The following is a 15,011-nucleotide window of genomic DNA, read 5'->3' on the forward strand; positions in this document are numbered from 1 at the left end:
TTCTGTTCTCTAATTTTGAATGTAATTGGCGACGGTCTCTTTTGACATGTCACCCAGCGTCCCCATGTAATAGCTTGGCGCCCATGAATGACTGCTCCAAAGTAGTCTCTTGGTTTCTGGGTGCGCGACAAACCAAGTCCGTGCTGACACACCTTTTAGAATTTTAACCACGTTTGCCGGTGCATACTTCGGTTTGAAGCTGAGCAATAAGTGTATGTGATCTGGCATCACTTCTGCCTGCTCGATGGTAATTTCGTTGTCGTTGGCAGTCGTGTTCAGAATCTCCAGCATATCTGCGACAAGTTGTGGCGTAGTAAAAACAGCGCGGCGACACTTAGTTATCCAAACCAGATGATTGTGAAAAGCACAAGCATAGCCGCATTCATTAATTATATTATTTGCTATCAAAGATATTATACTAAAGATATTGAAATAACGAAACTAATATTGCCTACATCATACTAAGCCAAGTATAATGTAAGAGCAAGGATGTGAAATTAAATGGCCAAGAAAATGGCAGATTTGAACTATTACTACGGCATCAAAATGCGCCTCTTTCCATCGTCCGAACAAAAGCGAGTAATTGACAACAACATCAACGCCAGTCGCTTTGCTTACAACGAAATGGTCGCCATCGACAAGGAGCTGTATTCGCTACGTCAGGTTAAAACTCCAATCGCCATCGTTCAAGACCGCATTGCTTATTTACAACGTCGCAAGAACAATACGCAAATGTTGTTCGCCATCCACCCATGGTTAGCTGGCACTGGAGTTGGGACGGACGTGGTTGACCAAGCGCGCCGGGCTTATCAAAGAGCATGGCGGCTGTTCCGCCAGGTACACCGCTCTGGGGTGCCGGTCTTTCATCGTAAACGTGACGCTGGCAGTTACCAATTGCCAACTCGCTACGCAAAAACTGGAGTAGGTCTTACGAACGGTTCCAACCGTTTCCTCGATAAGAAACATGTTGTTCTCAGTGGCCTTGGCAAAATCCGTGTTTCCGGCTCGCAGAAACGCCTATTCAGCCAAGTGAAGAGCATTCGTATTGGTACAATCACGATTCGTCGTGACGCCACCGGACGGTATTTCGTGTCCATTCAGTTAGGATCTGACACGCCATTCGTGCACGCTGCTAAGCCCGTTCAGTCGGCGGTAGGCATTGATTTGAATACTGACAATTTCTTAACTGACTCAAACGGCACTGTTGTTGCCAATCCGCGCTACTACCGTGCCATCAAAGGTCGGCTGGCAAAAGCTCAGCGCATTCTTGCTCGGCGGCGCTTACGGGCCAAGAAGGAACACCGGTCACTGCAGAATGCCAAGAACTATCAAAAGCAGCGGGTGCTGGTCGCTAACTTGCAGCGTAACGTGGCCAACCGCCGTAACGCATTTCTCCATCTTGTGTCGACGACATTAATCAAGAACCACGATTTAGTCGTAGCCGAAGAGTTGAGAAGCAAGAATATGTTACGTAATCACGCCCTGGCAATGAGCATTGCTGACGTTGGCTGGCGAACGTTTTTGAGTATGCTGGCGTACAAAGCCGACTTATATGGCCGCCAGTTTGTAACGGTCAATCCGCGGAACACTACGCAAACGTGTAGCGACTGCGGTTTCGTGATGGCCGGTGACCAGAAGCTCACGTTAGCTGACCGAAAATGGACGTGTCCGCAATGTGGAGCCTTTCACATTCGTGACCATAACGCATCGAAAAACATTTTGGCAAAAGGATTAGCTCTCAATTAGCAAGACAGTCCGTCTGGCCCTTCGGTGTCCGACGGAACTAAGGCGCTAAAGCGCCAAGTCCGTCTGGCAACCTGCGGACTCTAAAGGCTTTGGTAATTAGCACGTAAGACCCGCTTGCGGGCAAACGCTGTATCTAAGCAAATTGTAGTCGTGCCATCGTTAGGCGGCGCTCTTACAAGCCTCTGACTTTAGTCGGGGGTGGTTGATGCTCTTGACAAGCTCTAAGCAAAAGGCCATAATACAGACAATTGATTAAGACGAAACGAAGACGTGAGAGAGATAGCTACAACGGTTTGCAGAGAACCCCGGTTGCTGAGAAGGGGAAAACCAGTTGGCTTGAAGATGGCTCACTGATCGGTGCACTGAGGCCTGGGGCTAAGGTGACAATGGCTGGCATCCATTATCTTGCACAGGGGTTATCTGCCCCTTAGTGAGGTTCACGCGTGCGTGGACGAATTAGAATGGTACCGCGGAAAAACCGCTTCTAAGTTTAGCTTAGGAGCGGTTTTTTATTTTGTCTCAATCAGATTTACTTTAATTAATGGCTATTATTCCAAACATTTTAGGAGGATTCATCAATATGAAGAAGAACATTTTTGCAATTGCAGCTGCGGCTGTGCTCGTTCCATTGTTGCTGGCAGGTTGCGGTAAGAGTAGCAGCAGTGCGCCAAAGACAACTACCGTTAAGCTCGGGGTAATCGGTTCTGACGCTGACGTCTGGAAGCCAGTTGCTAAGCGCCTCAAGAAGCAGAACATCAACTTGAAGCTGGTCCAGTTCACCGACTACAACAAGCCTAACCAGGCTGTCCTCGACGGTGACCTCGACATGAACGCAATGCAGCACTACGACTTCTTCCACAACTGGGAGAAATCTAACCACGACAACTCACTCACCGCGATCGGTAAGACTTACATCGGCCCGCTGCGTGTTTACTCCAACAAGATCAAGAGTTTGAAGGACCTCAAGAAGGGGGACACGATCGCCCTTCCTAACGACCCAACCAACGAAGGCCGCGCATTGATCCTTTTGCAGACTGCTGGTTTGCTCAAGCTTGACCCTAAGAAGTCCCAGCCAACAACTCGTGACATCACGAAGAACAAGCTCGGCCTCAAGTTCACACCAGTTGACGCTTCCCAGACCGCTCGTTCACTGAGTTCCACACAGGCCGCCGTTGTTAACAACGACATGGCCCTGAACGCTAAGCTCAAGCCTGCCGATGCTATCTACGTTGAAAAGATCAACAAGGCCAGCGAACCTTGGGTCAACATCATCGTTACTAAGAAGAGCGAAAAGAACAACAAAGTTTACAAGAAGATCGTTAAGGCCTACCAGACAGCCGCAACCAAGAAGCAGATCAAGAAGATCTACGACGGCTCAACGATTGCCGCTTGGAACTACAAGTTTTAGAAATTAATTTCTACTGCTAGTTCTAAGGCTTATAATGTAACAGGAATTGTTAATTTCGGGCTTATCCGGTTTGCGGGTAGGCCCGAAGTTAATATTGGGCCCCGTAAAACGCTTACGGAGGCCAGAAAGATGCACGCTGGCTGGCGAACCGTCAATTTAGCTGCAGGATAAGGAAGGAAGTCACACATGAGCGCTGAAACAGTTGTTGATTTTAAAGACGTTGATGTCATCTTCAAAGAAAAAAACAAGAAGGCCGTTCATGCCGTTAATCACGTTAGTCTGAACGTTGAACGGGGCGACATCTACGGAATCGTTGGATACTCTGGTGCGGGGAAGTCGACACTGGTCCGGCTCGTTAATCTCTTGCAGCGGCCCACTAGTGGTAGTGTCACTGTCTTGGGTGATGACATGGCTAAGCTCAGTGCCAGCGAGCTGCGGCAGAAGCGGCGCAAAATTGGGATGATTTTTCAACACTTCAACCTGATGGCTAGCCGCACGATTGCCGATAACGTGGCCTTCCCCCTGCGCGGTGTTGCCAGCAAGGATGAAATCAAGAAAAAGGTTGCCGACCTGCTCGAACTAGTTGGTTTGACCGACCGCGCTAATGCTTACCCAGCCGAATTGTCTGGTGGGCAAAAGCAGCGGGTCGGGATCGCCCGGGCGCTGGCGTCTGATCCGGAAGTGCTGATTTCCGATGAAGCGACCTCAGCATTGGACCCCAAAACCACCGTCTCGATTTTGGACCTGCTCAAGTCAGTTAACCAAAAGCTGGGCATCACCATCGTGCTGATCACCCACCAAATGGAAGCCGTGAAGCAGATCTGTAACCGGGTTGCGGTCATGGATTCCGGGCAGGTGATCGAACGGGGCACGCTGCTCGACATCTTTGCCCACCCGCAGCAAAAGCTGACCAAGGATTTTGTCGACACGACGATGCAGATGAGTGCAACCATCAAGACCATCAGCAAGCAAAAGGCCGTACAGAATCTGGGTCCAGAAAAACGGCTCGTCCGCTTAACCTACCTGGGTTCTTCAACCGACCAGCCGATGATTGCAACGCTGTTCTCGCAGTACAGCGTGACCGCGAATATCCTTTTTGCGGACATTCAGAGCTTGCAGAACACGCCATTCGGTAATCTCATCGTGGTCCTGACCGGGACCGAGCAAGACATCGACAACGCTCTTAAATACCTGAACGATTCAGATGTCACCGTGACGCCAGTTGACTTGAAGGAGGTCGAAAGCAAATGATGGACTTAATTAAACATTTCTTTCCCAACGTCGTACCGCTGTGGAGCGGGGATGGTGGTGTGGTTGAAGCCATTAATCAGACCCTGTACATGACCTTCTGGACGACGCTGATTGCCGGGATTCTCGGCCTGATTATCGGGATCGCATTGCTGCTGACCGATGAAAACGGCTTGTGGGCTAACCGGCCGTTCTATTCCATTTTGGATAAACTGGTCAACATCTTCCGGTCGATTCCATTTATCATCTTGCTCGCGGCCTTGAACAACGTGACCCGGCTGATCGTGCACACCGGGATCGGCCCAACCGCTGCCCTGGTGCCACTGATCGTTGGTTCTGCACCGTTCTACGCGCGGCAAGTACAAAATGCCCTGGTTACCGTTGATCCTGGGGTCGTTGAGGCGGCTGAGTCAATGGGCTTGTCGCCAATGGCCATCGTCTTCCGCGTGTACTTGCGGGAAGGCTTATCTGAACTCATTCGGGTCAGCGTCTTGACGATTATTAGTATCATCGGGCTGACCGCTATGGCTGGTGCCATTGGTGGTGGTGGTCTTGGTAACTTGGCCATCAACACTGGGTACCTGCGTTACGAGAATGATGTCATTTGGGTTTGCCTTATCTTCCTGCTTGTCCTGGTCTTCATCATTCAATTTATCGGCGACCTGTTCGCTCGCAAGACGAACCACGCTAGCTAAACAAAACAAAATGAGCTCCCATTTGGGGGCTCATTTTAGTTTACTTGCCGATTGCGCGGCCGGGGGCGGGGCGTTCTACTTCATTTCGGCTCGGGGTTGCTCCATGCACAGGGCCGCGTTCGAGCCTTGCAAAAGCCGCAAGTCTCGCCGCTTAGCTCGGGCCAACGCTCCCGTTGGTCGCACTGTTGGTCCTGCGCTATCCCCAACAATTAACGGCAAGCCTGCACAAATCGCAGTCTCGCCGATAATTGTTGCGATGGCATGGAGCACCCCCGTGCCTCCGTTCCGTAGAACGTCCCGCCCCCTACAATGGATGTTTGTGACTACTGCGAGTGGCGGGGGGGGGAATCTTGTAGAAACTATTCCTATGGCTTTTGTTGTTCGTGTCTTTGCTGTGGATTGAAAAAGTTTCATCCTCAGCCCAAATGAATTCTGAATGGAGAATTGTTTTTCCCGTGCCCGCGTGCGAAGATGTTTCTAAACCAAGTGAGGAGATTACCCATGCAATTCATTATTGCTCCGGCTAAAAAAATGCGGGTTGATACCGATAATTTTGCCATCCAGAGTTGGCCGCAATATTTACCAGAGGCGGAACGGTTATTGGCGCGGCTGCAGACTCTTTCTTATGACCAAGCCAAGCAGTTGTGGCGCTGCAGCGACAAGTTGGCGCGGCCGAATTACGAGTGGCTCCAGCAACTGGACCTGCGCAAGAATGTGACGCCTGCTGTGATGAGTTTTATTGGCCTGCAGTACCAAAGCATGGCGCCAGACCTGCTGCCGAAAGCTGGCTTGCAGTACTTGGCGGCTAATTTGCGGATTTTGTCGGGATTTTATGGTGTCCTGCGTGCTTTTGATGCGGTGGTGCCGTATCGCTTGGAGCTAGGTAGTCGTTTGCAGGTGGGCCGCGCGAAGAACTTGTACGCATTCTGGGGTGACCGCCTGTACCGCGCATTGGACTGGACGCAACCGGTGGTGAATTTGGCCTCTGAAGAATACGCCAAGGCCGTGCGCCCGTACTTGCAGCCGGGTGATCAATTCGTCACGGTGGTCTTCGCACATTTGGCAGCAGGCCAGCTGCAGACACGGGCAACTTATGCCAAAATGGCACGCGGTGCAATGGTTCGCTACGCCGCGGAACAGCAAGTCACGAGCCTGGATAAGCTCAAGAACTTTGCAGATCCGCACTACCACTTTGCAGAGGCGTATTCTACGGCTACCAAACTGGTATTTTTGCGGGCTTCCTCCGCCAACTAAGCGCAAAGTCTGACCGCGCGTAGTGGTCAGACTTTTTGTGCGCTTATAGCGATTGCTACTTCCAAAATGGTGATTATGCGCAGTACTGAACATGTCGTAGCGCGTGCCACACATAATTTACAGCTTATGAATGCGCGGCGGGTGCAATTTTGTTGATATTATTTCCCCTCACAACTGAATATAATTTTAGACATAAGGAAGCGCATCCTTGTACTTGTCACTATCAATTATAGAGGGAGTGGTTTATATGAACAAAAAGGGGAATAAACAGCAACATGTGCGGGTGATTCAGGTTCGCGGGGCCCGGATCCGCACGCTCCGGCAACAACACGGATTGTCCCAAAGCCAGTTAGCGCGGGGCATCTGCACGCAAGCGACCATTAGCCTGATTGAAAAGCAGAACAAGTTACCCAGCATGAACACCTTATTGCAGCTTGCTAAGCGCTTGGACGTTGATATTGCCGAGCTGATCGATGGGCAAGAGCTTGGGGTGCGGGGCGCAATGCGGGAGGCTGAGCAAGCCATTCAGCGGCGGGACTTTAACCACGCCCTGGCCAAGCTCGCGCAGACTGGTGGCGAAAAGATTGCGGACACTAATGACCGCCGTCAGTACAATTACTTAGCTGGTGTGTGCGAGCTCTGCGGTCGGCACCGGGCGGAGGAGGCTATCTACCACTTCATGCGGGTGCTCGCACCGGGCGAGGGTGAGCGGAGCAACATGGACAGCCGGGCCGTTCTGGCGACGCTAGGGCTGGCGTTAGCCTATGCCGAGCAGGGCAAATTAGAGGGCTGTAAAGTTTACCTGACCGAAGCGCGGCATTACCAAAAGGCGTTGCGGCTGGATCAGGAACGCAACTTAGAGGTGCAACTTGTGATCAACCTGCATGGCGGCAAGTGCGCACTCGCGCTCGGGCAGTACCGCGAAGCCTTGCAGGCCGCTAGTGATGGCATCGAGCGCGCCGTTGCGAGTGGGCGCCTGTACCTCTTGGATGAGCTGTACGCCCTGCGCGCCGCGGCCAAACACCAACTCCAACAGGATGATGCAGACGACGAGCACACGGCCACGGTGTTAGCACAGGTGCTTGGCAATGAGCAGGCGAACGGGTCACCGCTCGCAATCCTTAATACAAAAGTTGCGACAGCCCCTTAAGTAAATTGAATCAAAAACACGAAAAATGGCTGTGTGCCCCCTTCTGAGCAGAGAAGGGAGCACACAGCCACTTTTTTTGTTTATAAATTTAATTAACAGTTTTTTCTAGCTTTGATCAGTTTTTCACTTCTGGTCCTTAGGCTTCCGGGTCGAAGCGAGGGCAGGCTTGTTGTCGAGATCCGTCCGCACAACGAGCACGTCGCAGCGCGCCTGGCGGGTAACGTACTCGGTAACGGAACCAATGAGGAGCCGCTCAACGGCGTTAAGACCAGTTGCACCAATCATGATCAAGTCGATTCCCCGTTGCTTAGGAATGTCGCGGGCAATAATCGTCTTCGGCGCGCCATACTCAATGGAGTAGGAGACGTTGTCCAGACCATTGTCCTTGGCGGTCTTGACGTATTCTTCCATCGTCTTCTTCGCCGTGGCGGTAACCTGTTCGACCATTGCGGAGTCGAAGCTGGAAACATTTTGGAAAGCGCGGGTGTCAACGATATGGATTAAATAGAGTTCAGCATTGTTTCTTTTGGCAACCGAAACCGCCTTCTTGAAGGCCAGTTCTGCCTCGTAGGAACCATCAACTGCAACGAGAATGTGTTGGTATTGTTGCAACATGACTAACACCCCTTTCAATTTCTAACCTAAGCATACATGGTTGTGAAAGCTTTTTCAAGAACACGCGACGGATTAATGGTTGAGGACGCGGGTCAGGCTGTTAGCGAAGAAGAAGATGAAAACTAAGGAGAAGGCGATGACGATCAGTGCAACCATCTTGGAACCGACAAACGCGGCCACGACCGAGGCGATGGCGCAAATGATGAGCAGGGTGGCGGTCACGGCCATGTTGGCGGCGAGGTCCTTGCTGGGCATGTTGAAGACTAGAAACTGGCGCTTGCGGTGCGTGAAGAGATAACCCGCCACCACAATCAGCAGCAGGGCGTAAAACAGCATTAGTATCCGAATCAAAATAAAATCCTCCAGTAAGTAGTCTGTATAATCAAAAAAACTGGCGCGAGGCCAGTCCAAAAGAAATCTTTTGTTATGAAGAAACTAGTAGTGCCGTTTATACTTCCCGAATCGAGTGAACCCGCTGGTTAGCAGGGGGGACAAGGTATTCGTGAGCTGTGTCCTACGTGATATAGGGCAATTGTCAAGAACACGCGACAGTCCCGATGTATTGAGAATGTTCGGTCAACTGATAGGTGGGAATCGCGCACACCTTAGTAACTTCATCCATAATATAGCATCTTGACGGACCCAATGCAAGAATCTTCGTAAGCGGTAACAATAATTGCTGAAGGCCACTGCTGCGCGCCTGTGGTATCATTTTGGTAAGAGAAACGGAGGATGACCATGTCAGATTATACGAAAATGCAAGCTTTGGGGATGGCGCCATTACGGACGGCCCTGCGCGTGCGGCTCATGCGCCTGTACTCATGGACTGAGGCGCTGGGTAGTAAGAAGCAGCTTGCAACCCGTTACTCGCCGTTTTACTTCGAGATGGCGAGTGACAATTTAATTATTGCGTCCAAGGCCGAGCAGAATTTGGCCTTGGCTCAGGACGAACTGGCTCTAGCTGTCCAGACTGCACCGCAACTGCGCCCGGGTGGGGAAATCAAACCGGTCGGCCTCGGAGTGCGGGTGCAGCTCGTCTTGCCTGAGGTCATTTTTACTGATCTGTATGAGTCTGAGGACTTCGGCAAAAAGGCCCCCCAGTATATTGCCTACCGCAACGCAATCTACTTGCGGCTTGCTAGTAAGCTAGCGGCTGTCAGCACGCAGCTCGTCCACATGCTGGGCGGCGCCGCGGCACCGGTTAAGCAGGCGGACCTCAGCTCGCTGAAAGCGTACGAGGACAGTAACCGGGACAGTCCGATCGGGGCCAGCCTCGGGCGCGTCACCCTGATGGGCAACCGGATGGCTGAACGGGGCATTTTGGGGCTCGAAATCGATGTACCAATGGTGACCGCCCAGAGCCGGGCCGCACTCAGCCTGCTGCGGGACACCGTGTGGGCACTGCTGGCTGCAGATGGTGCAATCACGGACCTGCAGGCTTACTTACGGGACTTTTATGCAGACAAGCTGCCGACTTGGCTACAAGATCAGCAGTCGGTGCTGGCACCGCCCGCAACCCCGTTCAAGAACCTGCCGGGCGCAACGCGAGCCTTCTTGGCGGCCGCAATTGCTGCTGGGGCTGATGTTGACGTTTTGGATGCCAAGCGCGGCGTGCTCCAGATCAAGCGGCACAAGCAAGCTGCGCTGGTCGTGGGTGGAACCGTTCGGCTGAACAACGCGGCCGCTCAAGAGCTGAGCACTAACCGTCTGGCCCGGTCCGTGATCTTAGCCGCGGCCAAAATTCCTGTCCCTCAATTAATGGCTTACAGTGACGTGGAGACGGCGATGCAGGATTTTGCTGGCCTGGCGCACAAGAGTCTAGTGCTCAAGCCCCAAGTGACTACCGCTAGTGGCCAGATGCGCTTGTATCCGCAGCCGGTCAGTGCGGACGCCTATCGTGCTGCAATCACACCGCTGATTGCGGACGGTGGGGCAATCACGGAGATGTTTGTTGCCGGTGATGCCTTACGCTTGCTCGTCCTGAAGGGAAAAGTACTCGGGGTGCTGGCAATCGATTCTGCCAGCGTTGTCGGCGATGGCCGTAGTAGTTTCAGTGCTTTGCTCGAACGACGGAACGCGCAACGCCAGACGCTGCCGTATGCCCCGTTAACGCTGACCGCGGCGGACGAGGCGGCGCTTGAGCAACAGGGCGTCAGCGCCGATACGGTGATTGCTCGCGGCACGCAGGTGTATCTGGAACGCAATTCGCGGAACTTGGCTTGCGGGGAGCACATGAACGGTTTGGGGATGCTCGATAAGAGCTATTACCCGCTTGCTGTGCAGGCAGCTGCCGCCTTGCAGCTCAAGTACTGCACTGTGGACATCGTGGTGCGAAACAGTTATGCGGCTTATGATGCAAGCAATCCCGACCAGTGCAGCGTGGTGGCGGTTGACGCGGCGCCTGATCTTTTGGAATTTGCCAACCCAACATACGGGCAGGCCCAAGAAGTCGTTAGCCCAGTCATCAACGCGATTCTGCGGACCCAGAAAAAGAAGTAACCGCAGCAACGAAAAAAGCATGATTTTCACCGTGAGAACGGCGGAAATCATGCTTTTTTTACTGAAATAATGAATGGAACCAACCAGTCTTTTTTTTAGGCGCTTCCGGAAGTGGTGGCAGGTCAATGTTCTCCTGGTTGACAGCCGTTCTGGCCACAATCAGCAAACCGTTGGCATCGGGGTCGAGTTGCGCGTTGTCATTGTTGATCAAGGTGAAGGGAATCGAGTTCTCTGCACACAGCTTGACGTACGGTCCGGTGATGCCGTTGCCCTGCTTGCCATTGATCAGAACGCTTAAGTCCTTGTTCTCGTATTGTGGCAAGATGTCACGGAAGCGGCGGACGGTGCTAGGAATCGCCATGTCGTGATTGGTGAGCCGCAGCTCCACGCGTTCCCGAAGCGAACCGAGGTAGTGCCGCCGCTCATCCGGCTTGGTGACCCGGGCGCCAAAGATGGCATTAGTTAGGTGGTCTTGAACATTATTATTATCATTATCAGCCATCAATAATCCCTCCTCGGCACTAGTAAGGTAATTGTAGCAAAAATGGGGCGGAATACCAAAAATGCGGGTGTGCATATACTAAAGTTTAAGAATTAACTGGTGCACTGACTGCTGGCGGTGGGCAATTTTTTCATGCGGATAAATAATCGATGCATTCAGTGCAGATTATTTAGGGCCCAGCAGCAGGCATGATCCGCAACAATCAGCTGCGTTCCTTACGGGAAAATGTTGTTATTTTAACTATGCTGTTTAATAACGTGCTTGCTGACTGCAAAGCGGTTCCTGCCGCGCTTGATTAGCAAATAAGTTAAGGGAGATGACCGGTGCTTTTGCCAGTAATTGGCTTATACTTATGTTCGCGCTTAAAAATAGCTAATGAAATCGTTTACTTTGGTAGGGGCGAGCCGATATAATTAATCTTGTAAGTTGCATATACAAGATTTTGGCCGAAATCATTTGCAAATTAATATTGCTGTGAAATGTCAATTTACAAATCAACCGTGCAGCGGCACGGACAAAAAGGTGGTTGAAATCATGAATGACTTTATCAACGACAAACTCTTACCCGGCGTGATGAAATTTACCAACAGTAAAATCATCACCGCACTCAAAAACGGGATGATTTACACCATCCCGTTCATCATCGTCGGTTCGGTATTCTTAATTCTTAGTTCGCTGCCAGTGGCTTCTTGGGCGGCCTGGATGAACAGCACCGGCCTGGTTCCGTATTTCAACCAGGCGACCAACTTTTCCTTTAATGCGATGTCACTGATTGCCGTGATCGGAATTGCGTACGAGTGGGCCCGCAACGAGGGCGTTGACCCGCTGCCGGCGGGGATCACCGGTTTCATCAGTTTCCTCGTGGTGTTGCAGCCGACCGCCCCAATCGTGGACGGTGCGGGCAAGGTGCTCGTCAAGGACGTGCGGCACCTCACCGGCTTCATAGACACCAGCTGGCTCGCGGGCAAGGGGATGATCGCCGCGATTATCATCGGGCTGATCACCGGTTGGATCTACTGCTGGTTTGTGAAGAGCAAAATTACAATCAAACTACCTGAACAGGTACCAGCAAACGTTGCGAACTCCTTCACGGCCCTGATTCCAGCGGCGGTTCTCGTGACCTTCTGGATGCTGGTTTACATGGCCTTTGATCACTTTGCCCACACATCGATGCTCCAGTGGATCTACAACGTGATTCAGACGCCGCTACAAGGAGTAACTGATTCCCTCGGCGGTGCGATAATCGCGCCACTGCTCATCTCATTCCTTTGGTTCTTCGGGATTCACGGTTCCTCAATCGTCAGCGGAATCATGACGGCGATTTTGCTCTCCAACGGGACCCAAAACGCGCAACTCTTCGCTGCCGGCCGCTTGACCCAAGAAAATGGCGGGCACATCTTCACCCAGGCACTGCTGGACCAGTTCGGAACCGTGACCGGTGCCGGGATCACGATCGGGATGGTGGTCTACATGCTCTGGTTTGCAAAATCTGCCCAGCTGAAATCTCTGGGCGGTTTGGAAATTGCCCCAGCCCTGTTTAACATTAACGAACCAATATTGTTTGGGATTCCGATCGTGATGAACCCGCTCCTGGCGATTCCGTTCATGTTGGTGCCAGCACTGTCCATGGGGCTGACCTACTTGGCAATTCAGTTCCAACTGCTGCCACTGTTCAACGGGGTTTACGTTCCTTGGACCACACCACCGATCATCTCTGGTTTCCTGGTTGGGGGCTGGCAGACCGCACTCTGGCAAGCATTCATGCTGCTGATGAGTTTTGCAGTCTACTTCCCATTCATTCGCCGGGTCGACCGGGTGCTGTACAAGCAGGAACAGGACAAGCTAGCCGCTGAGGAAGCTGCAGCTGGCATTAGCACCACAAGTGACGAACTTGGCGGCGTTATTGTTGCACCAACGGCCGATGAAGTGTAAGCCGTTGGACAACTAATAGGGAATCAGCAACGTGGACAAAACCACCGGGTTAAGGTCCCTTTGACCACCATCGTTGCTAGCTACCAATGAAAGGGTGATGAAAATGTTCCGCTACCACTTCCTCCGCGATAATATTCAAAGTGAGCAGGCGTTCTTGCAGCGCCAGGCGCAACAGGGCTATCAGTTACGCCGCTTCCGGGGTGGCCGCTATGATTTTCGGCAGCGCCCGCACGCTGTAAACCAGCCAGAGCAGGTTGCGTTGATAATCACCACAACGCCGCTGCGCTCAAAGCGACCCGGACAGCGGGTGACGACGGTGCGCTTGAGCCGTAATTTGTACTACAACGCACTATACGCACCGGCCGCGCAGCAGCTGGCGGTCAACAGTGATTCCGTTGCGCTGGCGGCTTTCCACCGCTACATGCTTGAACACGGTTCGCGGCAGCAGTGGAAGGGCGGTATCGCAATCTTTGCTGGCATCTTCTTACTCACATTGCAGGCGGGGGTAACTCAAGCAACTGGGCTTCCAAGTTCCTGGCCGCTCCGCATTCCGCTAATTTTAACCGGGGCCGCAGCAGTGCTTGCAGGTAGTTGGGGCTTGATGATTGGCCTGCGCAACACACTGGCGGCAGTTCACGCCAAGCAGCCGCGCGTTGTGGTTAAGGAATAGGTTTTCGAAAAAATGAGTCCCACCGCACATGATGTGCAGTGGGGCTCATTTTGGACTATTTGGCTCAGTTCATTTTGAAGGTCTTACCATCAATCGTCATGGCATTACGCCCGTTGTGCTTGCTTTGGTAGAGGTAGTGATCCGCTTTGCTGTAAATGTCGAGGTAGTTGTTATCCTCAGGCACGACGATCTCGAGGCCGATGGAAACGGTGATGTGGAAGTCAGTATCTGCAGCGTGGAAGCTCAATTCCTGAATTCGTTTGTTGATTTCCAGCCCAATCGCGGTTGCATCCTCCTTGCTGGGGTCATCGGTGGCCATGACGATGCCGAATTCTTCACCACCCATGCGGTACACCTGCGCATGGCCGTGCGCGACCGCAATTTGCTTCAGCGTTGCGGCGACCGCTTTGAGCACCTCGTTACCGGTGGGGTGGCCGTAAGTGTCATTGACGCGCTTGAAAAAATCAATGTCCAGCTCGTACAGGCGGTAACGAGCCCCCGTTGTCCTGTAATTCTTGTACAGTTTAGTGAGGTCGGTGTTGAAGGTACCCATGTTTTTCACGCCGGTGAGCCGATCGATCGTTGCCTCGTCATGGTATCTGAACATTTCCTGATTCTGCCGCTGGAGCGCATCGGCAGCAATCACCGCGCAGAGGTAGATAATGACGAGTGCACCAATTTGCCGGACCCAGAACCAAATGTCATTGGGCGCAGTATAGAGCATGCTGATGATTCCTAGTGCACTAGCACTGAATGCGGCGAAGCACAGATTGCAAAACAGCAGGTGCTCCTGCAAATACTTGCCGTGCGTTGAGATCCAGTACATCAGCAGGATTACAATGACCAACAGGATGAAGATGCGCAGACTGTAGCGGTGCGCGAAGACGAGAACGTATGCGGTCACGGAGAAGGCAAAAATCCAAAATTCCCCTTTGGATTGTAGAATCATGTTGAAGAGGAAGCAGGCAATGATCACGATATTTAAAAAGGTCCAGTGCATCCCGAAAGCATGCGGACCCAAATAGGTATTCGTTAACGACTCCAAGAAAATGTAGAGTATATAAATTGAGCTGATGACGTATTGCAACGTTGTGCGGTGCTTTGCGACAAACTGATTAGTCACGTTTCCCCGTACCCAGTAGAAGATGGCTAGCACGCCCAAAAAGACCGCAACGTTAGTTATCAGTGACATCCAAAAAGACACGCTAACCCATGCAAAGTCCATAAAGAGTCCCCCCAGGTTTCTTGCCCAATAATTCCATCCAGTAATAGTATAGACCGTTAAACAAGTT

The 15,011-nt window shown here is 52.1% G+C and carries 14 protein-coding genes; 9 read left to right on the forward strand and 5 right to left on the reverse strand.

All coding sequences use genetic code 11. The features are described 5' to 3' along the window. Positions 1–9 precede the first annotated feature (9 nt). Positions 10–414, reverse strand: a complete 405-nt coding sequence (gene tnpA, locus GN107_RS01550) for an IS200/IS605 family transposase (RefSeq protein ID WP_443093568.1) — start codon at positions 412–414, stop codon at positions 10–12. An 87-nt stretch (positions 415–501) separates the two neighbouring features. Here tnpA and GN107_RS01555 point away from each other — a divergent pair, with 87 nt between their 5' ends. The 6 genes from GN107_RS01555 (at position 502) to GN107_RS01580 (ending at position 7,501) form a co-directional block, all read left to right on the forward strand. Further along, on the forward strand, positions 502–1,746 hold the full coding sequence (locus GN107_RS01555; protein ID WP_155285989.1) for an RNA-guided endonuclease InsQ/TnpB family protein: 1,245 nt from the start codon (positions 502–504) through the stop codon (positions 1,744–1,746). 580 nt (positions 1,747–2,326) lie between these two features. Next, a complete protein-coding gene (locus tag GN107_RS01560; RefSeq protein WP_155285988.1) occupies positions 2,327–3,154 on the forward strand; it encodes a MetQ/NlpA family ABC transporter substrate-binding protein in 828 nt (275 codons plus the stop codon). Positions 3,155–3,340: 186 nt separating this feature from the next. After that, the gene (locus GN107_RS01565; RefSeq protein ID WP_155285987.1) at positions 3,341–4,405 is read left to right on the forward strand and encodes a methionine ABC transporter ATP-binding protein; all 1,065 of its coding nucleotides are present in this window, start codon (positions 3,341–3,343) and stop codon (positions 4,403–4,405) included. Beyond that, positions 4,402–5,097 (forward strand): methionine ABC transporter permease, encoded by a 696-nt coding sequence (locus GN107_RS01570; protein ID WP_155285986.1) that lies wholly within the window; start codon positions 4,402–4,404, stop codon positions 5,095–5,097. The genes GN107_RS01565 and GN107_RS01570 overlap by 4 nt, the downstream gene beginning before the upstream one ends. A 501-nt stretch (positions 5,098–5,598) precedes the next feature. Further along, complete coding sequence (gene yaaA / locus GN107_RS01575; RefSeq protein ID WP_155285985.1) at positions 5,599–6,351, forward strand: peroxide stress protein YaaA; 753 nt, start codon at positions 5,599–5,601, stop codon at positions 6,349–6,351. 247 nt (positions 6,352–6,598) lie between these two features. Then, positions 6,599–7,501 carry a helix-turn-helix domain-containing protein gene (locus tag GN107_RS01580; RefSeq protein ID WP_155285984.1) on the forward strand — a complete coding sequence of 301 codons (903 nt, stop codon included), beginning with the start codon at positions 6,599–6,601 and terminating at the stop codon, positions 7,499–7,501. Between the two features lie 123 nt (positions 7,502–7,624). Here the strand turns inward: GN107_RS01580 and GN107_RS01585 are convergent, their stop codons facing one another. Both GN107_RS01585 and GN107_RS01590 read right to left on the reverse strand, forming a co-directional pair. Next, entirely contained in the window at positions 7,625–8,116 is a 492-nt protein-coding gene (locus GN107_RS01585) for a universal stress protein (RefSeq protein WP_155285983.1), read from the reverse strand. A 72-nt stretch (positions 8,117–8,188) separates the two neighbouring features. Further along, entirely contained in the window at positions 8,189–8,467 is a 279-nt protein-coding gene (locus GN107_RS01590; RefSeq protein ID WP_155285982.1) for a hypothetical protein, read from the reverse strand. 387 nt (positions 8,468–8,854) lie between these two features. On the opposite strand from GN107_RS01590, the gene GN107_RS01595 reads away from it, so the two are divergent. Then, complete coding sequence (locus tag GN107_RS01595) at positions 8,855–10,615, forward strand: hypothetical protein (protein ID WP_155285981.1); 1,761 nt, start codon at positions 8,855–8,857, stop codon at positions 10,613–10,615. A 58-nt stretch (positions 10,616–10,673) separates the two neighbouring features. Here the strand turns inward: GN107_RS01595 and GN107_RS01600 are convergent, their stop codons facing one another. Further along, entirely contained in the window at positions 10,674–11,117 is a 444-nt protein-coding gene (locus GN107_RS01600; protein WP_155285980.1) for a YueI family protein, read from the reverse strand. Positions 11,118–11,651: 534 nt separating this feature from the next. Between GN107_RS01600 and GN107_RS01605 the strand changes: the two genes are divergently transcribed. Then, positions 11,652–13,049 (forward strand): PTS sugar transporter subunit IIC, encoded by a 1,398-nt coding sequence (locus tag GN107_RS01605; RefSeq protein ID WP_155285979.1) that lies wholly within the window; start codon positions 11,652–11,654, stop codon positions 13,047–13,049. Between the two features lie 103 nt (positions 13,050–13,152). After that, the gene (locus GN107_RS01610) at positions 13,153–13,719 is read left to right on the forward strand and encodes a hypothetical protein (protein WP_155285978.1); all 567 of its coding nucleotides are present in this window, start codon (positions 13,153–13,155) and stop codon (positions 13,717–13,719) included. A 64-nt stretch (positions 13,720–13,783) separates the two neighbouring features. On the opposite strand, the gene GN107_RS01615 is transcribed toward GN107_RS01610, so the two are convergent. Beyond that, positions 13,784–14,944: a GGDEF domain-containing protein gene (locus tag GN107_RS01615; RefSeq protein WP_155285977.1), complete on the reverse strand. Its 1,161-nt coding sequence runs from the start codon at positions 14,942–14,944 to the stop codon at positions 13,784–13,786. Positions 14,945–15,011: the final 67 nt, after the last annotated feature.

The sequence above is a fragment of the Lacticaseibacillus zhaodongensis genome, assembly GCF_009687905.1.
Classification (GTDB): domain Bacteria; phylum Bacillota; class Bacilli; order Lactobacillales; family Lactobacillaceae; genus Lacticaseibacillus; species Lacticaseibacillus zhaodongensis.